The sequence below is a fragment of the Metabacillus sp. 113a genome (genome assembly GCF_050107635.1).
Lineage (GTDB): Bacteria > Bacillota > Bacilli > Bacillales > Bacillaceae > Metabacillus_B.
In genome coordinates, this window is the sequence record NZ_JBNILJ010000013.1 from 34,389 (window position 1) to 54,390 (window position 20,002).

Consider the following 20,002-nt stretch of genomic DNA (forward strand, 5'->3'; position numbering starts at 1 on the left):
CGGCCGGCTATTACTGACGGATAAGGACAGAAATGGGCAGGGCTTCTTCATGATCCGGCGCTGCGAGACGGTGGCCCCACGCAAAAATCCCATTCATATAAACAATCTTAAATATTTCTCCCGGTGCCCCTTCTATTTCAAGTTCATCTCCCGCTTTATAGTCAGCGGGGTTAAGCATATAGGAACGGGCCATGGAAATTTTCCGGTCCAGCACGGCAAATTCATTCACCATCCCCATTTGCTCGGCTTTCCTTGCTTTTTCTTTTAAAGAGGCAATTTCTGTTTTTAATTCGTACTCTGTCATGTCACTGTATCTTTTGGTTTCCATCCTTGCTCCTCCTAATGTGTTTAATAAACAGGAATCAGCGTAAATAAAGCGAATACTTACTCATGTATAAAGTCCTCCGGGCTGTTCAAATACTCTTCAATCAGTTCAATGCTAAAACCCTTTCGGTATAAATACTGCTTCATTTTTTGCCTATATTTCAAGTCGTTCCCTTTATTGTATTTTGAAATGACTTTATTCGCCTGCCGTACAAGGGCTTCTTTTTCCTGCTCCTGATCATTGCCGTACTCAAGAGACTGCAGTATTTCAGAAGTCAGATTAAAGCTAAACCCTTTCCTGACAAGAAGCTGTTCAAGTTTTTTCCGGACCTGAAAGCTTGAAACCCCGTGGTTCTTTTTCAAGAACTTTTCAGCGTGGACCATAGCGGCGTCACGCTGCTCTTCATGGGCATACAAAGACAGAGCCTGTTCGATATCAAGCGGAGCAATTCCTTTTTTGATCAGCTCCTGCCTGATGACATCGGGACCTTTTCCGGAGGTCTGCCACTGCGTCCTTGTATACGCGTCTGCAAACTGATGATCATTCACAAGGTCCGAGTGTTCAAGCTGATGCAGCACTTCCTGAATGACCTCAGCCGCAAATTCCTTTTTCTCAAGGTGCTCCCTGATTTCAGCGCCGGAGCGCATTCTATAGCTAAGGAAATTCAAGGCAGAGTTGTATGCTTTACGGACTTGATCGCCTGAGCAGATTTCAGCCACGTCCAAATCGGAGAGTTCTTTTCCTTTTGCAAGCCCATATTTAATGAGCGTGTGCTCGTCCACGCCAAAACCGAACTCTTCGCCTTTTCCAGCATCTAAATAAACTTTGTATCGTTCAGCATTTTTTTGCTGGGACGTTATTTTTGTAATAAAAGCCATCCTCAACACCTCTCCCTTATTTTATCATACGTTTATCATAATAGAGGCAGGGTAGAGCTTATAAAGTGCAGCTTAAAATACTAACGCGAGGTGATTATTATGAAAATTGCAATCGCAGGAGGATCCGGTTTTGTAGGCAGGCATATCGCCCAGTACTTTGCACGCGAAGGACATCAGGTGATCATACTGTCCAGGAGCGAAAAGGAAGGCTATGGGAACATCGAATATGTTCAGTGGATGAAGGACGGCGCAAATCCCGCTCCGCATTTAGAAGGCACGGATGTCATGATTAACCTTGCCGGAAAATCAATCAGCACAAAATGGACTGAAGAAAACAAACAGGAAATAGTTGAAAGCCGTGTGCAATCAACACGGGAAACGTATAAATTACTAAATCAGCTAAGTAAGAAGCCGGAGGTTTTTATTAACGCGAGTGCAATAGGAATCTACGGTACATCTGAGCAGGAGACTTTTACTGAAGAATCCAAAACAACCGATGAGGATTTTCTTTCAAGCACGGTTCAAAGATGGGAACAGGAAGCATCCATGATCAGAGACCTCGGAATAAGAACCGTTTATGCCCGCTTCGGAATCGTGCTCGGTGAAGGCGGCGTGCTTCAGAAAATGATCCTGCCGTACAAGTTCTACGGCGGGGGTCCGCTTGGGTCCGGGAAGCAATGGATGTCCTGGATTCATGTAACCGATATCGCAGGAATGATCGGCCATATTATCCAACACAAGGAGATCAGCGGACCCGTCAATATGACCGCTCCAAATCCGGCACAAATGGAAACCTTCGGACAAAAGCTGGGAGAAGCATTAAACCGGCCTCACTGGCTTCCTGCTCCAAGCAGCGCCATTAAGCTTGCGCTGGGCGAAATGAGCATCCTTCTTCTGGAGGGGCAGCGGGTATTGCCGAAAAAAGCGATTGAAAGCGGCTATTCTTTTATTTTCCCTGAACTTGAACGCGCGCTCTCAGACATAATAAAATAAAAGAAAGTGAAGCTTCCTCAGCGGGGGTCATTCATGGATAAAATTTATATTCACTAGGAGCTAGAAGATGACCTGCACATTATTTAAGAACGCTACCATTTTCCCTGTTACCACGGATATTCTGTACGCTTCCGACCTTCTGGTCAAAAATGGAAAAATCGCTAAAATAGGAAAAAACCTTTCTGCACTCGAAAATTGCACCATCATTGACTGCCAGGACCAATATTTGTTCCCCGGTTTAATTGACGTTCACACCCACTTAGGACTGTATGATGAGGGAACAGGGTGGGCCGGTAACGATGCGAACGAAACGGTTGAACCCCTGACACCGCATATCAGGGCGCTTGACGGTGTGCATCCCCTTGACTCCGGATTCCGGGATGCGATTACCTACGGCATTACTACCGTTCATATTATGCCGGGGAGCGCCAATGTAATCGGCGGAACGACATCTGTCATTAAAACCTCTGGAGTGAACATCAGCGATATGCTTATCAAGGAAACGGCCGGTCTTAAAATCGCCCTTGGCGAGAATCCGAAACGCATTCACAGCCAGGGTAACAAAGACTCCATAACCAGGATGGGAATCATGGGCATGCTGCGCGAAGCCTTTTATCATGCAAAGTTTTGCGATGAGAAGGAAGACTTCCGTTCGCTGCCCATTCGCCGTGCACTGCGAAGGGAAATTCCGGTCCGCATACATGCCCATCGAGCAGATGACATCCTCTCTGCGATCCGCTTTGCGGAAGAATTCAGCCTCGACTTCCGCATTGAACATTGTACAGAAGGCCATCTCATTGCCGATGAGTTTTCCGGAAAACACGCAAAGGTCAGCGTTGGTCCGACATTTACAAGACGGTCCAAAGTCGAATTAAAAAATAAAAGCTGGCAAACGTACCAGGCCCTCGCCGACAAAGGCGTGGAGGTATCCATAACGACCGATCACCCGTATACCCCGATCCAATACTTAAACGTTGTAGCATCACTTGCGGTCCGTGAAGGCTTTGACGAACAAAAAGCAATCGAAGGCATTACCATTACAGCAGCCCGCAATCTGCAAGTCGATGACAGGGTCGGAAGCCTGGAGCCTGGAAAAGACGCGGATCTCGTTCTATGGAGCCACCATCCTTTTCACTATCTGGCCAAACCAAAATGCACAATGATAAACGGAAATCTCGTTTTCCAAGACCCTGTATGGGCCTCGAAAAAAGGGATAAAAATTGGCCAAAAAAACCAATAAAAATCCGCAAAAAAGTTGTATCTTTTTTAAAGAAATTCGAGTATGATATCAGTGCATGGCTTGCTGACAAAGCCTTGCTATACATGACAATTTCATGACCTGGGATCAATGGGAAGGCAAATGGTGCGCCACCGGTTTAACCGGTCCTAGTGGGTTCGATTCCCACCCCGAAATTTTTTGGCTAATTTAAAAAATTTCGAGGGTGGGGCTAAGGCTACGCGTCTGCCCTCATGTTGGAGGGAGCGAGAAAGATGCTTAAAAAACGTGACATTCACGATAGTCATGCGCTGTATGAACTCATGGTACACCCTGAAGTCTTCCCTTATGTTCGTCATAAAGCTGAATCCATCGAAGAATACCTGTTTTTAACGAAGCAAACAATCGAAGCCGAAGAGCGCAGTGAATTGATTTCACGGACCATTCTCGACGAATGGGGCTCTCCAATCGGGACCATCAGCCTCTTTGACCTTCAGGAAAACGCCGGGTTCCTTGGAACCTGGCTTGGCAGGCCTTTCCACGGCAAAGGCTACAATCAGGCCGCCAAAGATGCTTTCTTTAACGAACTTTTTTACGAGCTTGGCATTGAACGGATTTTTCTCCGCATTCGTAAAATCAACGTCCGTTCCATGAAAGCCGCAGAAAAACTTCCATATGTAATGAACGCCAACGACACGAGAAAAGCGCTGCTCGATCAAATCAATAACGGGCAAGACATTTACAGCCTTTATGAAATCTCGAAAGATTTATATACACTCTATACAATGAGAACTCCTTCCCTTGCGGAAGAGCATCATTTAAAGGAAGCTTGACTAACACAGCCCGCCAAGGATTTGGCGGGCTTTTGCTATTGGAGTATGGAACGGCATGGGGGGCGGGGCAAGCGGCGGATCGGGTTTTGCAGGGGCTCGAGCAGCTTGATGACCAGAGTGTATCGGCTGCAAGCGGTTCGCTGTTTCATGAGCCGGGCTGCCGCTTTGGGGTTTACGTGCGGTTGGAAATGCTTTGCAGGCGGGATGGGGACAGTTGCGTGTGAAGCGCGGATTTTTTACTAGCCGGGTCGCCTCTTTTCCGTCTTGTTATCCACCCAACCCGTTTTTTCCAGCCAAAAAGAGGTTCTTCCGCCAAAAAACATCACCAAAATCCTATCATTTTTCACCAAACTGCTAATTTCACCTGCAGGTCCGTATGATATGCTCTCCCATTGACCATGCTAATTTTAGTCAAGAGAATGGAGCTGATTCCCTATGGAAAAGAAACGCCATGAAAATTCCAAGAGAACACTGACAACTACTCAGGAAGTCCTTTACGGAAGAGAGTTCAAAGCAGCTGATCGTGCTGGCGGTTTTACGAAGAAGAAGAACTAGTTACCAGCATGGCTTTTTCATGAATGGCCATCCTATTATTGAACGACAAGTTCAACCAAACAGGAGGCGTTTACAATGGGAAGAGGACACAAGCAGCATACTCGTGATAAAAACAAGAATGGTCTTGCTCAAGTTCCAAAACAGCTGAAAAAAGAAGCCGATGGAACGTATGAGGAGTTCTCCCGTGAATTAGCCGACCAAGCGGATATGGAGGCTCAAGCAAGAGCCAATGCAGCAAACCAGCGCCAATCCAAACGCAGTAAATAATGCCAAAAGCCCCTGCAAGGAGTCTGCAGGGGCTTCTTCATTCAGATTCGCTTTGCTTTTATGAACTTGCCTGACCAGTAGCTGCTTTCTTTGTAATGGACCGCTTTTACCCCTTCGCTCGAAGCAACGATCACTTGACCGTTTCCTGCATAGATGGCGGGGATAATGGAGTCTGCCTGAAAGAATACAAGGTCACCGGGCCTCAATTCTCTTTCCTCAACTTCCTCACCTGACTGAATCTGCTGACGGCCATACCGCGGCAATTCTTTCCCCGCTGCTTTGAATACATATTGTGTGAATCCACCCGTGTCAAAGCCCGTTTCCGGATCTGTGCCCCCTTTTTTATAGGGCGAGCCAATCAGTGATTCAGCGGCTTTCACGAGAGGATGGCTTCGGTCAATTTGGAGCCCGTCTACCCGTTTCACTCCTGCTGATTTTTCCTGCAGGTAGCTGCTGGACAAATAGCTGATGGTTACTTTATTGGCACCGCCAATTTGGGTTGCGTTTAAAATTTGGTTATTGCCGGCATAGATTCCCACATGAGAAATCCCGGGCCTGTGTGTATTTTTGAAAAAAACAAGATCACCCGGCAGGATGTTTTCTATTTCAACGGTTTCACCGACTGCCCATTGCTGCTCTGGTGTCTCCGGCAAGTAAATGCCAGCAGCTTTTTCAAATACATATTTCGTATAGCCGGAGCAGTCAAACCCAGCTGGAGTCTGTCCTCCATGTATATATGGAATATCCAGATGGTTCAATCCTTCATTGATTACCGGATGGTCTGCAGTTTTGAGCGGTTCTGTTATGCGTCTTGCTCCAGCGTACCGGCTGTTCCAGTAATCTGACCTGCTGAAGCTGATGGAAACTACCCCTTTAGATACGGAGCTGTATACCATTTTTCCTTTTCCTTCATAAAGAGCAGTGGTGATCAGCTTGTCCCCTGCTGAATCCTTGAAAAACAGGACATCACCCGGCTGAAGGCTTTTCCGGTCGACCTCCGTTCCGAAGCTCCATTGCTCACTGGAAAGTCTGGGCAATTCTATTCCTTTCGATTGTTTAAAAACATACTGAACGAACCCTGCTGAGTTAAACCCGGCTGAAGGAGTGTTTCCTTTTTCCGAGTAGCTTGTTCCTTGAAGCTGAAGAGCAGTTTCGATAAGACTGCTCTCTGCTTTGCTGCTGTTTAATACAGGCAGAGTGACAGCAAGGGATGCTCCAATCAGTATTGCGGCAATGGATTTCTTATTCATAAGGGAAGAACTCCTTTCTTATAGTCCCTTCCATTATGTCAGTCTCACCTGCCCGAACCAATAGCGCCTTATCCCCAACTATATGTACTCACTTTGATCGATGATTTTCTTGAATTTGGACGTTTTTTCTACTTTATGTGGGGATTTTTCGTTATAAGAATCAGGACATTTCCTCCAGCCTTAACTTCTAGAACGAAATCTATTTGGAGTCTCTTCTCCTTTCGCCCTATACCTCTCCAGGCTGTTGCTCTTCTTGATCTTTTGAAGGTTCAGGTGAGGGCATTCCTTTTGAACAAGTTTATATACATCCTCCAGCAATCCTTCCAATAGGATTAGCCCTTTTGCCGGATGCTCGAGAAACACGCTCTCCATCCGCCCGGCAGCATCATATGGCTTAATGTTCATTTCATTAAGGGAGTTTCTCTGCCATTTATAAGCTGGATGATGAATGTACATTTCATTTAAAGCAAACAACACACTCATGAGCTTATTTTCAGTTGCCGCCATCAGCTGGCAGAGCATGAGCCAATCTTCTCTTGCAGCCAGCGGACCGCGGTTTTTCCATCGATTCCCCAGTTCAAGATTCTTTAAAATCATGGCATCTTTTAATGCAGCCGGATAATGGGTTACCTGGTTACGCAAATAGTGAAAGGTACGATGCCCTTCTAAAGGCTTTCCATAAAAAAGAGCTGAGGCCAGACATTGTTGATCGGGACTGGTTGAGAAGCTTGCGGTTAAATCATTAAGTGCAGAGCTTACAGCAGAGGTTAAAAAGTGGCTGATTTCCATTTTGGTTTCATCAGCGAAATAGGTTTCAGACCATTCTCCATCTTCATAATCATGGAACTCAATTATTTCTCCCTGTACCATTAAAACAGGCTGCAGGCGGTCCTCTTCATTCGGTTCTCCCTTCCAGCAAACGTATAGCTCGATGTCGGAATACTGGTCCTGCCAGCCGCGAGAGACAGAACCGCCAATCCAAACCGAGTCTGTCTTGGGATTCTTTTTATAAATTGCAGCCAGCCTCTCAGAAAGCTCATGTAAACGGCTGGAATGATCCACTTGTTTTCCGCTCCAGTTCCATCACATATTTGTACCGGTCTCCCCGGTATACGGTCTTCGTATATTCAACGGCCAGATCCCCCTCGGTGTAGCTTGTCCGCTGAATTTTCAAAACCGGTGCTCCCTCGTGAATTTTTAATGCCTCCGCTGCCTTTTTCCCCGCTTCGGACGCTTCAATTTCCTGTCTTCCATATAAGATCGGCATTCCGGACTGCCTTTCAATATAGTCGTAAATCGATCCCTCCGCATGTATTTTGGCCAAATCCGGAAATAGCCTGCATGGGAGGTAGGTCGTTTCGTAAGCGACAGGGTCCCCATCTGCAAGCCGGGTGCGTTTTATTTTATACATGGCTTCCCCCTGTATGAGACCAAGTTCCTTAGCCGCCTGTTTTGACGCCGAGATTTCTTCAAAGCTTTGAACTTTGGTTTCAGGGCTTTTTCCCAGTTCCTTCATTTGTTCGGTAAAGCTCGTAATCCCTGTGAGATCCTGCAGGACTTTGCCAGCTGAAACAAACGTCCCCTTGCCTCTTTTCCTCTCAAGTATACCTTCATTAACGAGATTGGTGATGGCCTGCCGCACGGTCATCCGGCTGATGGAGTATTGTTCGCAAAATTGCCGCTCAGAGGGAATGGCCTCTCCCTTTTTCCACTTTCCTGAATCGATGCTCTCTTTAATGATTTCTTCGACCTGAAAATAAATAGGGACCGGTGAATCTTTTTTTACCATGGTACCAACTCCTATTTCCTATGGATTCTTTACCCAGATTTTATCATTAAAAGATCTAGTCGTCTGTACCGGCAAAGGATCCTTAATCAATTTTCTAGATTTTTGCTACTCGTTGGATTTTCCTCTGTATATATCATCTGAAAGCTTTCCTTGTGTAGCATTATCGCCGGCGTCATTCTACAAATTCTGCAAAACTGTGTATAAGTTATGCACAGCCCTGTTGATATTGTGGAAAAGCATGTTGGTAAGCGGAACGTCCCTTCTCTTCTATCCACAATAATTGACAGGCTCATGCTTTTAGATGTGGATAACGTGAATAACTCTTGAATTATTCTATACTGTGCAAATTCTGTGTGGATAACCATTTTCACCAGTAATCGACACGTTGTTTTTCTGAAAACATAAACTGGCTATATACAGAGATGGAGAGTGAGAGAGTGAAATACCCTATTAATCGTTCCTATATTCGGGCGGGCAACTCAAGGTCCGGCCGAAAATTGGGAGAAGTCCGTTTCATTGTCAGCCACGACACTGGAAACCCAGGGTCCACTGCGGCCCAGAACCGAAACTATTTTCATCAGCAGCAGCCCTCTGCTTCTGCTCATACCTTTATCGATGACAAAACGATTCTGGAAATCATCCCTTTGGAAGAAGTCGCATTTCATATCCGCTATAACATTACGGAAGACAATCGCATTTTCGGTGCTGACGCTAATGATGCTTCGATTGGAGTAGAATTGTGTTTTGGGGGAGCTATTAACTTTCAGCAAGCATATGACCGCTATGTATGGTATCATGCGTACCTCTGTACCCGGTTTGGTTTGAATCCGGATAAACAGATCATCGGCCACTATGCACTCGATCCTTCAAGAAGATCTGATCCTCTAAACGCCCTTCAGCAATATGGCCTGTCATGGCCGAAATTCATAAACAGTGTAAAAAAAGCAATGGCGAGCGAATTTGGTCCTGCTCCTTCCTCCACGCCTGCGTCTGCAGAACTCCCTGTTAAAAAAGGGGACAGCGGAAGCCTTGTGAAAGAAATACAGAAAAAATTAATTGCTGCCGGCTATCGCTTAACATATGGAGCAGACGGCATTTTCGGAAACGAAACAGAGAGTGCCGTGCTTGCCTTTCAAAAAAGCAATAAATTGGCTGCAGATGGAATCGTGGGGGCTCAGACTTATGCTGCGTTAAACAAAATAAGCACCCTGCCACTTCCTGCAGGAGTGTTTAGTGAAGGCTCCAAGGGAGAATCTGTAAAGCAAATTCAGCGCGCCCTCCAAAAGCTTGGAATCAATCCGGGGGGCATAGACGGTATATACGGACCTAATACAACAGCAGCAGTCCGACGTTTTCAAAGCCGCTATCGGGCTCTCGCTAATGACGGTGTATATGGACCCAATACAAGGGCTTACATGCTAAGCGCTTTATAAAACAGAAAACAGGAGTGGACCTGAAAGGAGGGGCCGCTCCTGTTTTTTAAAATACGCATTTATTCAATAAGGTTGTGGGGGTGTCAGGCTGCGATGGTTTGACCGGGCTCGCCATAGCGGCATAGCCTAATACATCCGCAGCCGATAGCTTTCATCGAGCGCTTTTTCTACCCGGTCAGCATCGAGGCCTTCACAATTTGCATGAGCAGCGAGGATTTCATGTGCTTTCGGCAGCCTGACCGAAGCAGGCCATGAGTCTGTCTGCCATAGCTTAGACCGTTTTATCGCCTTTCCGCAATGAATGAAGCATTCTTCTACCTCCAGTACAATTCCGGCAAACGGCAGCTTTCCGTTCACCTGCATTCTTTCCAAAATATCTTGATCTTTCATTACAGAGGCTTTTCCCGTCATTCTCAACGATGCATCCATCCCCGGAATCATGCAGATCAAACCAGCCTTCGGGTTATCCAAAATATTGCGGATCGAATCAAGCCTTTTATTGCCCGGCCGCTCTGGAATCACCAGCTGCTTCTCGTTCAAAACAAGGATAAAGCCTGGATGGTCCCCCCTTGGAGAAACATCGCATTCCCCCTCTGCATTCGACGTACCCAGTAAAATAAAAGGAGTCATCGCCAGAAAATTTATACAGTGAGGATCCAGATGATCAATTGCTTTATTTGAAACAAGCCGGCTTGGTTCCCCCCAGATTTCATTCAGCTCTTCCTGCGTTTCAATGACATCTGCAAACGATCTCAGCACACAATCCCCGTCCTTTATATGATTTATCTTCTGCCAAAGGGTATGTTCGTAAATTAGCCGGCAGTACCAATTTCTCTATTTCCATTTCTTTACTACCTTACCACAATAGCCCTTGTAAAAAAGAAGGCGTCCAGAAAAGGGGCGGGGTGCAAACCTGCCATTTCAGCAGCGGGTAACGGAGCTTTAGCGGAGACCGGACTGGTTTACATTTTGGTGACGGGATCCCGGCTGCTCAGAGTAAATCCTGGTGTTTAGCCCGAAGCCCGAGGCTGATGCTTACTATTTCTCCTCAGACGGCCGATCCGGTTCAATAAGCGTGACATTAGGAATTAACGATGCAATTTGGGTACTGTTTTGAGACCTATTACGCTGCTTCAACGCATTCAAAATCAGGATATTGTCCGTACCCGGTCATTTATTGTCCGTACTCATCAACATAAAGACTTTCCGACAAAATTTGCTAAAATTCGCAGCTGGCACAACGGCACAGCTGCAAAAAAAAGTGCTCAGAGGCTCTGAGCACTTTTTTGCTGTGATTTAAGCAACAGTCTATTTCAACAGCTGCCAAAATAGCGTTTCAGACAGGCCCCCGGTCATCCCCGGTCAGCATTCTGACTGCTTGATCAAATTCCTGTTCCATCTCGCGCGTCGGCTTGGCTGTCAGCAGGCTCGTCAAAATAATGGCGATCGCACAGACGATAAAGCCGGGGATGATTTCATACACTTCTGTAAAGAACGGAAGCTGAATCATTTCCCAGACAATAACGGTGATGGTTCCGCTCAGCATGCCTGCCAGCGCTCCCCACTTCGTCATCCGTTTCCAGTACAGGCTGAGCAGAACGACCGGTCCGAACGCCGCTCCGAATCCCGCCCAGGCATAACCGACGAGATTTAAAATTGTCTCACTGGGATTCAGCGCCAAAATCAGCGCGATCAACGCAATGCCAAGCACGGCAAGACGTCCTACCAAAACCAGCTCCTTGTCCGATGCCCCTTTACGGATGAATGCTTTGTAAAAATCCTCTGTAATGGCACTTGACGTAACAAGCAGCTGTGAAGCAATGGTACTCATAACGGCAGCCAGAATCGCGGCCAGTAAAAATCCGGTAATCAGAGATGGAAACAAGACGTCGGAAAGAACGATAAACACCGTTTCCTCATTTTCAAGCTTCATGCCATTCAGGCTGAAATAAGCGATGCCGACGAGTCCTGTAAACATCGCTCCGACAATCGAGAAAAGCATCCAGCTCATCCCGATCCTTCTGGCACTCTTCATTTCTTTTACAGAAGAAATGGCCATAAACCGGACGATGATGTGAGGCTGTCCAAAGTAGCCAAGTCCCCATGCGAGCAGCGAAACGATGCCGATCAGTGTCGTTCCTTTAAAGGCTTCAAGAAGTGCGGGATCGACAGACTGTATTTCATTGAATGTTTCCGTGAATCCTCCCACATTTGCGATCGTCACAGCCGGGACTAATATTAGAGCGATAAACATAATGGTTCCTTGAACGAAATCCGTCCAGCTAACTGCCAGAAATCCTCCAAAAAGGGTATACAATATGACAACTCCGGCGGTCAGCCAGATCCCCCATCTGTAATCAAGGTTAAACGCAGTTTTAAACAGTTCTCCGCCTGCTACCATCCCGGAGGACGTATAAAAGGTAAAAAAGATCAATATAACAGCTGCGGACGTTACACGCAGTATACGGGATGTATCTTTAAACCGGTTATCAAAGTAATCGGGAATGGTAATTGAATTATTGGCCACTTCCGTATAAGTGCGGAGGCGAGGCGCTACAAACAGCCAGTTAAGCCAGGCTCCGGCCGTTAACCCTAGTACAATCCATCCGGCGCTGATGCCGGAGAGGAACATCGCTCCGGGCAGACCCATCAGGAGCCATCCGCTCATATCCGATGCCCCGGCACTCAGTGCTGTAACAGCAGGTCCGAGATTCCGGCCGCCGAGCATGTAATCATTTAAATTTGCTGTTCTTCGGTAGGCAATATACCCGATCAGCAGCATCCCTGCCATATATATTCCAATAGACAGCAGTACTCCAAAATCCATGTGCTTCCCCCTCGTTTCACAAAAAACGCTTTCATCTTATTTTTATATAGAAATAGAATACCAGTATCTTTAAAGGTTGTTAAGAACTATTTGCACTGGATGGACATGGTATTAATTGGTCTCGTTTTCCTTTAATCGTGGTATACTATTTTCATTGAACAGCATCGGCAGAAAAGGAGCATACCAGGATGAACTTTAATCAAGAAATGGCCAACTATTTCAGAGCCCGCTTCCCCTTTTTGCACATTACGACCTGGGAAGAGGAAAGAGTGATCAGTGAGCTTAGAACGCTTGCCCAATCCGAAGAAATGATTAAGACCCCCCGCACCTTTTTCACATGGAGCGTAACAGAGGGGTTTAAGCGGAATGAGGAAAGCGGACCTGATGCAATGAAAACACCGGTAAAGGCACTCGATTTCATAGAAAAGTATAAAGAGCCCGCCATCTTTGTCCTGAAAGACTTTCATGTTTTCCTAGGGGGAGAAAATCGGACAGCCGATCCGTCCATCATCCGGAAAATAAGAGATTTATCCGTGGTGCTTGAGAAAAGTCCGGCACCCAAAAATGTGGTGTTCCTGTCTCCTTCAGAGCATATCCCCTTTGACCTGCAAAAGGATTTAACCGTCGTGGAATATGGTCTTCCAACCTTTGAAGACATCAAGGAAGTCCTTCGGAAGATGATCGATGTGAACCGGTCAAACTCAAGGATCACGATCACTTTGACCTCCGAGGATGAAGAACGTCTTGCAAAGGCCGCGATGGGGCTTACACTTCAGGAAGCTGAAAATGCTTTTGCACTCGCACTCGTCACCAGAGGCGGACTTGATTTAAACAGTCTGGAGAGCGTTCTGCATGAGAAGCAGCAAATCATCAAAAAGACCGGCGTTCTGGAATACATAAAAAGCGAGCCAAGGATCAGCGATGTCGGCGGGCTTGAAAACATTAAACGCTGGCTGAAAAAAAGGAACCGCTCCTGGCTGGATTCGGCAGCTGAGTATGGGCTGCCTTCCCCTAAGGGGCTGCTTCTGACAGGAGTGCCCGGCTGCGGAAAAAGCCTGATCGCCAAATCCATCAGTTCCATGTGGCACCTTCCGCTTCTGAAGCTCGACATGGGGAAAATCTTCAGCGGCATCGTCGGCAGCAGTGAAGGGAATCTCCGCAAAGCCATCGCAACAGCGGAAGCCATCTCCCCATGCATTCTCTGGATCGACGAAATCGAAAAGGGACTGAGCGGAATCGATTCAAGCGGCGACAGCGGAACAAGCTCCCGGGTATTCGGTACCCTTCTTACATGGATGCAGGAGAAATCGAAGCCGGTGTTTGTGATCGCAACGGCCAATAACATTCAGAGTCTTCCTCCTGAGCTTTTGAGGAAAGGGCGTTTTGATGAAATTTTCTTTGTGGACCTCCCGACTAAGAAGGAACGGATGGATATATTCAACATTCATTTAAGCAAAAGGCTGACAAGTCCAAAAGCACGCGGAGATTTCCAAATCGATGAAGAAACACTCAGCCTCCTTGCGGACAGGACCGAAACCTTCATCGGAGCAGAGATTGAGCAAATTTGTATTGCAGCGCTTTTTGAGGCCTTTTCGGAGGAAAGAAGCCTGACTGTAAATGATCTGAAGAAAGTCATTGCCAACACGGTTCCGCTTTCCAAAACCCAATCCGAGCAAATCAGAAAGATAAGGGAATGGGCGAACCTTAGGGCTGTGGCAGCCACACCTCAAGAAGATAGAGCCGGATACGATAAGCTTCCTAAAATAAATGGAGCCGATTCCGCAGAACCGGATCAGGATATCAGCAGCACCAGGGGCGGACGGTCCCTCGATTTTTAAGAAAAGAGGTGTCTACATGAGTATTGAATTAGCTCTCATCCCCATTGCGATCGCAGCCGTTCAGGGAATTGGCACAGCAATGGAAAAGAAGATGGACTCAAAGTCTTACTCCTTGACCACGATTATGAAGGACGAGGCCATTCTGGTAAAAGCCCTCGACCATTACGGGTGCAGTCCTAAATTTATGGATCACAAAGGCATGGAGTCGGAAATCGGGGACATCAAAATTCTCTTTCAGCAAAATCCCGATGGAATATTTGAAGCGCTGTTTGAACAGGACATCCCACAGGAAACGGCGCTGGAATTCATAAAAAATCTGCAGGAGGAATACACCTCCATCGTACAGCAGGAAACCTATCTTAAGCTCCTTGAACGGGCGCGGGAGCAGGGACTGCTTCTTGAAACCGAACAGGTAACCGAAGACAACTCCATCGTTTTGACGTTTAAAGTCAATTGATAAAGGAGGAGAGAGGATCTTGGATAAAAAGATTATGATTGAAATAGGAGCAGACGGAAAAATCAAAGCTGATACGCTTGGCATTAAAGGAAAAGACTGCCTCCCTTATATCTCAATGCTTGAAAAGCTGCTTGATGCCAAGACTGTTGATTCGGAATATACAAACGAGTATTTTGAAAGCGAAATAAAAGATTCACTCACTCAAAAACAAAGACTTAGAGAGGAGTAAGTTATTTTGTCCAGAACCATTACCTCAAAAGGGAGAGGCTGGGAACTGCTGCATTCCATCTGGATGCTATGGACCTTTTTCCCAATGGGATTTACCAGCTTTATTTCCTTCTTATATATTGCTTTTCGGGTAAAGCAAAAGAAATGGACCATAATGGGTTTCTTATATGCAGTCCCGGTCACCATCACCATCATTGCTATAGATGTTGCGAAAGACCAGCCGATTTCAACGTTTATGATCATTATCTTATTTCCTATATGGATTATGTCCATATTTCACGCTTTTAAAGTCCGGACGGAGTACCTTCTCCGCCTTGAAGCTCGGAAGGCATTGGCTCCTCAGGAGAGAGAAAGACTGCGGAACTCCATTAATAAGGAATATCAGCCTGTTTCTCCAGCATCCCCATCTATTGAAGAAAGGCCGGCTGCAGCAGAACCCGCCGCTTCTATAGATGTAAATACCGCTTCTGAACAAGAGCTGGCCTCCATTCCCGGTATTGGCGTCATTTTGGCTAAAAAAGCGGTTACCGTAAGAAATCAGTCCGGGGCCTTTGATTCGGCTGACCATTTCGGAGAACAGCTCGGATTGAAGCCTCACGTTCTTGAAAGAATCCGGCCGTATATTAAAGTATCATCAGCAAGTACGGACTCTGCCCCATCTCAGGATGGAAGGGTCATCGACTATTAATGCTTTTGAATCTGCACCGCTTCCTGCCTCTTACCGAAGCAGAAGGACCCGGAAAACGGGCCTGTCTGTGGGTGCAGGGCTGTCCAATCCGCTGTGAGGGCTGCGGTGTGCCCTGGACCTGGTCAAAGGACGGCGGGAAGGAAACATCCGTTGATGAGATGTACGAGGAGATTATGAAAAGTTATCAGGTGAACGGTATTGAAGGAGTCACCTTTCTTGGAGGTGAACCTTTTGAACAGGCAGCTCCGCTCGCTGAACTGGCTAAAAAGCTAAAACGTGCAGGTCTATCCATTATGTGCTTCAGCGGGTATCCGTTCGAAACGCTGAAAGCTGCCAACAGAAAGGACTGGGATGATCTAATCAGCGAAACCGACCTGCTGATTGACGGCCCTTTCGTGAAAAGCAAGCTTGATTTGAGCCGGCCGTGGGTCGGTTCCTCCAACCAGCACTACCGCTTTCTCACAAACCGTTACTCCCATCTGGAATATGAACTTCACACCCTTCCAAACCGGCTTGAAATCCGGCTCGGGCAGGACGGCCGGATCATGGTCAACGGAATGGCCGCGCCTGATACGATTAAGGATTTGTTCCTCGATATAGGAAAGAAGCAGAGCGGAACACCGATTACGTCAAAGAAGCTTAGAGACTGATTCTCTAAGCTCTTTTTGCGCAATTGCTGCAGCAGCCTGGGACCCGATTATGCATGCTGCACTAATCGGGGTCTCAATTCCTTATAGATTTCCCCAATTAACCCTTTCATCTGATGAACACCCAAATCAGCATTCATCATAATCACTGCACCGGTCCCTCTCTGCGGATAAGCGAAGAGCATGGATTGAAACCCGGCTCCCCAGCCTAAAGAGGAGATTTCAAGTTCCCCGTCTGCTGAGTCAAGGAAACATCCCAAGCCTGTAAAGGGTGAACAACCTTGTGAGGCTGTCATTTCCTCAGCCAATGCTTGGGTAATTCCGACCGCACTTTTGCCTTTCCAAGCATTCATGACTTCTCCAATCAGTTTACACAAGTCCAGAGGTGCAGACCATAATCCGGCTGAGGCAGGATACGGGTAGACAGGATATTTGCAGGGCTTTAGCACTTCACCCTTATGATTGTGCCCTGCCGCACGCTCTCCTTTGCCATCCTCAAACAGGTAGAAGCTATTTCTGAGGCCGAGAGGAGCAAAAATCAGCTTGCTCACCGCCTCGGTAAAAGGGGAATCCAAGACATCGCTGATCACCTGTTCCACTACACAGAACCCGGCATCTGAATAACGGAACACACTGCCCGGTTTATTGACTGGAACAGCCGGAGCAGGTAAAAAAACCGTATTTCCCTCTAATATGTCTTTCATTAAAGGATAAGGTCCGGGGAACGTGAATTCCATAAAGCTGTTCTCAGGATCCAATATACCGGATTGATGGCTCAGCAAATGTCTAAGCGTCACGCCAGCGCCGGGAAACATCCACGATTTGAGCTTCCTGTTCACATCCTCATCCAAATCAAGCTGCCCCTCACTGACCAGTTTTAAAGCAAGCAGAGCGGCAGCGAATTTACTGATGGAACAGGCGCTGAAAACCGTAGAAGATGTAATTTTTCCACCAGTGCCATTTTCACGAAGGCCGAATCCGTGCCAAACCGCCCGTCCCTCTTCTATTACGGCAATGCTGACTCCCGCCGCCGTATATTCATTCAAGCGCTGATCCATGTCCATACCGGATAAGTAATGCATTCTTCAATCTCCTTTACTTGGCATCCATCTCGATTTGCCAATCCTTGAGTTTCTGATCCGAAGGCAAAAAAACCGTCAAGATCCCGATAACCGGAAGCAGACTGCAAAGTATCATTACAGCATATAATCCCCAAGCATCTGCGAGCATTCCAAGAAACGCAGAACCAATGGCACCCATCCCAAATGCAAGACCGATAATCAGGCCGGAGACTGTGCCAATTTTTCCGGGGAACAATTCCTGAGCATACACGACCGTTACAGAAAAACTGGACAAAACAATAAGCCCAATAATAAAAAAGAGCGGATAAATCCATATGAGACGGACATGCGGCAGTATCAGCGCAAACGGGGCTGAACCAACCATGGAAAAGAGAATAACATTTCTTTTGCCGAACCGGTCAGCGAGCGGACCCCCGAGGAAGGTCCCGATTACACCGGAAGCTAAAAAAAGAAAAATAAAATACTGGGCTTCTTTTATCGAAATTCCGTAATCCTCAATCAGATAAAACTGAAAATAATTTGAAATCCCGGCAGAATACCACGATCTGGCAAAAACGAGAAAAACGAGCAGTGTAATCGCGAAACCGCTCTGCATTTTCCGCTCCCCTGTTACAGGCTTAGTATGAAATTTTGCTGCTTTGGGAAACCGGACGAGCTGATGGGAATACCATCTGGATACAAACAGCAGCACGAGCACAGCGAGAGCCGCTACAAGCGTAAACCAGATCGACCCGAATTGGCCAAGGGGAATAAAAATCAGAATGGTCATGAGCGGTGCCAGGGACTGGCCAAGGTTCCCCCCAACCTGGTAAATGGATTGAGCCAGTCCCCTTTTTTCTCCTGCCGCCATATAAGCGACCCTTGATCCCTCCGGATGAAAGGCTGCGGAACCAAGTCCGATAAAGATAACGGAAAGCAGGACATATTCAAAGCCCGGCGCAAAAGCAAGTCCCAGCATTCCCGCCATAGACAGCCCCATGCCAAACGGGAGCACATATGGCGCGCTTTTCCTATCAGTCAGCCACCCGACAACCGGCTGCATGATAGACGATGTCATACTTAGTGCAAAACCGATCCAGCCAAGCTGGCTGTATGATAGATTCATACTCTGTTCCAATATGGGAAAGACAGCAGGGACTACTGACTGCATCGAATCATTAAGCAAATGGACGAAACCGATGGCAAACAATATTGGATAGACGGTTGGATTCGGGATGCTCATTCGTTGAGCTGCTTGCATAGACGAGTCTCTCCTTTATGCATGAAAGCGTATTGCTTTATTCTACCACTGATCCACAGGGATATCTTAAATTAGATAATAGTGGAAATGTGGTACAATCTATTTGTCTGAAAATTTACTATTTTAGGAGAGAAGGCTATGAACCAAGTATGGACAGATGTAGATGAATATTTCAGCACTAAGCTTCATCCAGATGATCCAGTCATGGAAGACGTTTTGAAAGCAAACGCTGAAGCGGATCTTCCAGCGATTGATGTTGCACCTAACCAGGGGAAGCTTCTGTTCCTGCTGGCCAAGATGAAAGGGGCAAAAAGCATTTTGGAAATTGGAACACTCGGCGGCTACAGCAGTATCTGGCTGGCAAGGGCTTTACCAGAGGACGGGCATTTGACGACATTGGAATATGAACCGAAGCATGCTGAAGTGGCAGAAAAAAACATCCAAAAAGCTGGGCTGGCGGATAAAATCAGCGTGCTTGTCGGCCCTGCGCTTGATACGCTGCCGACCCTCAGCAAAAAATTCGATTTCATCTTCATCGATGCAGATAAACCGAATAACCCAAACTACTTAAAACGGGCATTGGACCTCGCAGAGCCGGGAGCTGTTATTATTGGGGATAACGTTGTGCGTGAAGGGGAAGTCATGGAGGAAAGCAGTGGCGATCCAAGCATTATTGGCGTGCGCGAATTTATACAGCTGCTGGCGGATGACCCCCGCATCGACTCAACCGGTATTCAGACTGTCGGATCGAAAGGGTACGACGGCTTTGCTATCGGAGTTGTGAAGGGCTGATGAAATGAAACTCCGCAGGTTTCAGCTGCGGAGTTTCATTCGTTCAACCAAAGAGCTTCCCGCGAAGATTCTCCACCTGACTGCCAAGGTCAGCCATTTGTTTCTCTATTTCTTCAGCTGCACCTTGAACTGCTGCAATTGCGTTTGAGAGTTCCGCTGCCGCATGACCCCAGTCTTGGAATGCTTTAAGACTGTCCTGCAAATTTTCAATTTTACTTTGAATTTGCGTTTGATAATCATCATACGTTTCACCGAAGATTTTGCTCATTTCTTCATAGGCGGCCTCGCGTGATTCATCAAATTCATCAGCGAGGGCCCCCTTCCAGTCATTCTCAAGCGCAGGCTTTTCGATGTTTTTGATTTCCTGTTCGCCCACTCCCTGTTCTGTTTCTACGCTTTTTTTTGCTCCTTTGAGTCTTTCAATCTTCTCCTCCAGCTCCGTAATCGAACTGCTGATAAATCCTTGAGCATTTCCTAAGAGGCCTGCAATATCCATCTCGATCACCTCAAAATCATCATTTTTCTCCATAATCCGATCAATGTCTATCAAAATTTTATCATTTTTTACCATATACCCCAATTGGAAAAAAGTCCTCATCTTGCTTATGAAAAATGAAAAATTGATCAATTTTACCTACAAAAAGAGATTTTGTCTGCTTGTATT

Annotated in this window: 23 protein-coding genes and 1 pseudogene; 14 read left to right on the plus strand and 10 right to left on the minus strand. The window is 46.7% G+C overall.

Features of this window, described 5'->3' with window-relative positions:
- Positions 1-10: 10 nt before the first annotated feature.
- Together ACQCVE_RS15475 and recX are read right to left on the minus strand one after the other, a co-directional pair.
- A complete protein-coding gene (locus ACQCVE_RS15475) occupies positions 11-328 on the minus strand; it encodes a YfhH family protein (protein ID WP_426846354.1) in 318 nt (105 codons plus the stop codon).
- Positions 329-384: 56 nt separating this feature from the next.
- Positions 385-1,203, minus strand: a complete 819-nt coding sequence (gene recX / locus ACQCVE_RS15480) for a recombination regulator RecX (RefSeq protein ID WP_426863339.1) — start codon at positions 1,201-1,203, stop codon at positions 385-387.
- A gap of 99 nt (positions 1,204-1,302) precedes the next feature.
- On the opposite strand from recX, the gene ACQCVE_RS15485 reads away from it, so the two are divergent.
- The 6 genes from ACQCVE_RS15485 (at position 1,303) to ACQCVE_RS15510 (ending at position 5,067) form a co-directional block, all read left to right on the plus strand.
- Positions 1,303-2,196, plus strand: coding sequence for a TIGR01777 family oxidoreductase (locus ACQCVE_RS15485; protein WP_426863340.1), 894 nt, complete (start codon positions 1,303-1,305; stop codon positions 2,194-2,196).
- A 67-nt stretch (positions 2,197-2,263) separates the two neighbouring features.
- The gene (locus ACQCVE_RS15490; RefSeq protein WP_426863341.1) at positions 2,264-3,436 is read left to right on the plus strand and encodes an amidohydrolase; all 1,173 of its coding nucleotides are present in this window, start codon (positions 2,264-2,266) and stop codon (positions 3,434-3,436) included.
- Positions 3,437-3,687: 251 nt separating this feature from the next.
- Positions 3,688-4,245 (plus strand): GNAT family N-acetyltransferase, encoded by a 558-nt coding sequence (locus ACQCVE_RS15495; RefSeq protein ID WP_426846346.1) that lies wholly within the window; start codon positions 3,688-3,690, stop codon positions 4,243-4,245.
- Positions 4,242-4,469 (plus strand): hypothetical protein, encoded by a 228-nt coding sequence (locus ACQCVE_RS15500; RefSeq protein ID WP_426863342.1) that lies wholly within the window; start codon positions 4,242-4,244, stop codon positions 4,467-4,469. The genes ACQCVE_RS15495 and ACQCVE_RS15500 overlap by 4 nt, the downstream gene beginning before the upstream one ends.
- A 211-nt stretch (positions 4,470-4,680) precedes the next feature.
- Positions 4,681-4,800 (plus strand): YfhE family protein, encoded by a 120-nt coding sequence (locus tag ACQCVE_RS15505; protein WP_426846344.1) that lies wholly within the window; start codon positions 4,681-4,683, stop codon positions 4,798-4,800.
- A 75-nt stretch (positions 4,801-4,875) separates the two neighbouring features.
- Positions 4,876-5,067 carry a YfhD family protein gene (locus tag ACQCVE_RS15510; protein ID WP_426846343.1) on the plus strand — a complete coding sequence of 64 codons (192 nt, stop codon included), beginning with the start codon at positions 4,876-4,878 and terminating at the stop codon, positions 5,065-5,067.
- 41 nt (positions 5,068-5,108) lie between these two features.
- Here ACQCVE_RS15510 and ACQCVE_RS15515 read toward each other — a convergent pair whose 3' ends face one another.
- From ACQCVE_RS15515 to ACQCVE_RS15525, 3 genes are all read right to left on the minus strand, one after another.
- A complete protein-coding gene (locus tag ACQCVE_RS15515; RefSeq protein ID WP_426846341.1) occupies positions 5,109-6,317 on the minus strand; it encodes a C40 family peptidase in 1,209 nt (402 codons plus the stop codon).
- 180 nt (positions 6,318-6,497) lie between these two features.
- Positions 6,498-7,379, minus strand: coding sequence for a DUF4037 domain-containing protein (locus tag ACQCVE_RS15520; RefSeq protein ID WP_426863343.1), 882 nt, complete (start codon positions 7,377-7,379; stop codon positions 6,498-6,500).
- On the minus strand, positions 7,354-8,106 hold the full coding sequence (locus ACQCVE_RS15525) for a GntR family transcriptional regulator (protein WP_426863344.1): 753 nt from the start codon (positions 8,104-8,106) through the stop codon (positions 7,354-7,356). Before ACQCVE_RS15525 ends, ACQCVE_RS15520 begins: the two co-directional genes overlap by 26 nt.
- A gap of 422 nt (positions 8,107-8,528) precedes the next feature.
- On the opposite strand from ACQCVE_RS15525, the pseudogene ACQCVE_RS15530 reads away from it, so the two are divergent.
- Both ACQCVE_RS15530 and ACQCVE_RS15535 read left to right on the plus strand, forming a co-directional pair.
- Positions 8,529-9,062: pseudogene (locus ACQCVE_RS15530) on the plus strand (peptidoglycan recognition protein family protein); the annotation flags it as partial.
- On the plus strand, positions 9,054-9,539 hold the full coding sequence (locus ACQCVE_RS15535) for a peptidoglycan-binding domain-containing protein (RefSeq protein ID WP_426863378.1): 486 nt from the start codon (positions 9,054-9,056) through the stop codon (positions 9,537-9,539). The pseudogene ACQCVE_RS15530 and the gene ACQCVE_RS15535, both read left to right, overlap by 9 nt.
- A gap of 126 nt (positions 9,540-9,665) precedes the next feature.
- Here the strand turns inward: ACQCVE_RS15535 and ACQCVE_RS15540 are convergent, their stop codons facing one another.
- Both ACQCVE_RS15540 and putP read right to left on the minus strand, forming a co-directional pair.
- On the minus strand, positions 9,666-10,298 hold the full coding sequence (locus ACQCVE_RS15540; RefSeq protein ID WP_426863345.1) for an MSMEG_1061 family FMN-dependent PPOX-type flavoprotein: 633 nt from the start codon (positions 10,296-10,298) through the stop codon (positions 9,666-9,668).
- Between the two features lie 577 nt (positions 10,299-10,875).
- Positions 10,876-12,366 carry a sodium/proline symporter PutP gene (putP, locus tag ACQCVE_RS15545; protein WP_426846333.1) on the minus strand — a complete coding sequence of 497 codons (1,491 nt, stop codon included), beginning with the start codon at positions 12,364-12,366 and terminating at the stop codon, positions 10,876-10,878.
- A gap of 188 nt (positions 12,367-12,554) precedes the next feature.
- Here putP and ACQCVE_RS15550 point away from each other — a divergent pair, with 188 nt between their 5' ends.
- From ACQCVE_RS15550 to ACQCVE_RS15570, 5 genes are read left to right on the plus strand one after another with little or no spacing between them, the layout of a single operon-like run.
- Positions 12,555-14,204: an AAA family ATPase gene (locus ACQCVE_RS15550; protein ID WP_426863346.1), complete on the plus strand. Its 1,650-nt coding sequence runs from the start codon at positions 12,555-12,557 to the stop codon at positions 14,202-14,204.
- Positions 14,205-14,220: 16 nt separating this feature from the next.
- Positions 14,221-14,661 (plus strand): hypothetical protein, encoded by a 441-nt coding sequence (locus ACQCVE_RS15555; RefSeq protein WP_426863347.1) that lies wholly within the window; start codon positions 14,221-14,223, stop codon positions 14,659-14,661.
- Between the two features lie 19 nt (positions 14,662-14,680).
- Positions 14,681-14,890, plus strand: coding sequence for a DUF2997 domain-containing protein (locus ACQCVE_RS15560; RefSeq protein WP_426846327.1), 210 nt, complete (start codon positions 14,681-14,683; stop codon positions 14,888-14,890).
- A 6-nt stretch (positions 14,891-14,896) separates the two neighbouring features.
- The gene (locus ACQCVE_RS15565; RefSeq protein WP_426846325.1) at positions 14,897-15,577 is read left to right on the plus strand and encodes a ComEA family DNA-binding protein; all 681 of its coding nucleotides are present in this window, start codon (positions 14,897-14,899) and stop codon (positions 15,575-15,577) included.
- Entirely contained in the window at positions 15,577-16,227 is a 651-nt protein-coding gene (locus ACQCVE_RS15570; protein WP_426863348.1) for a 4Fe-4S single cluster domain-containing protein, read from the plus strand. Before ACQCVE_RS15565 ends, ACQCVE_RS15570 begins: the two co-directional genes overlap by 1 nt.
- Positions 16,228-16,274: 47 nt before the next feature.
- Here ACQCVE_RS15570 and ACQCVE_RS15575 read toward each other — a convergent pair whose 3' ends face one another.
- The gene (locus ACQCVE_RS15575; RefSeq protein ID WP_426863349.1) at positions 16,275-17,306 is read right to left on the minus strand and encodes a serine hydrolase domain-containing protein; all 1,032 of its coding nucleotides are present in this window, start codon (positions 17,304-17,306) and stop codon (positions 16,275-16,277) included.
- 13 nt (positions 17,307-17,319) lie between these two features.
- Positions 17,320-18,546, minus strand: coding sequence for an MFS transporter (locus ACQCVE_RS15580; RefSeq protein ID WP_426863350.1), 1,227 nt, complete (start codon positions 18,544-18,546; stop codon positions 17,320-17,322).
- A 138-nt stretch (positions 18,547-18,684) separates the two neighbouring features.
- Here ACQCVE_RS15580 and ACQCVE_RS15585 point away from each other — a divergent pair, with 138 nt between their 5' ends.
- Positions 18,685-19,338, plus strand: a complete 654-nt coding sequence (locus tag ACQCVE_RS15585) for an O-methyltransferase (RefSeq protein ID WP_426863351.1) — start codon at positions 18,685-18,687, stop codon at positions 19,336-19,338.
- A 43-nt stretch (positions 19,339-19,381) separates the two neighbouring features.
- Here the strand turns inward: ACQCVE_RS15585 and ACQCVE_RS15590 are convergent, their stop codons facing one another.
- Positions 19,382-19,909 carry a YwqH-like family protein gene (locus tag ACQCVE_RS15590; protein ID WP_426863379.1) on the minus strand — a complete coding sequence of 176 codons (528 nt, stop codon included), beginning with the start codon at positions 19,907-19,909 and terminating at the stop codon, positions 19,382-19,384.
- Positions 19,910-20,002: the final 93 nt, after the last annotated feature.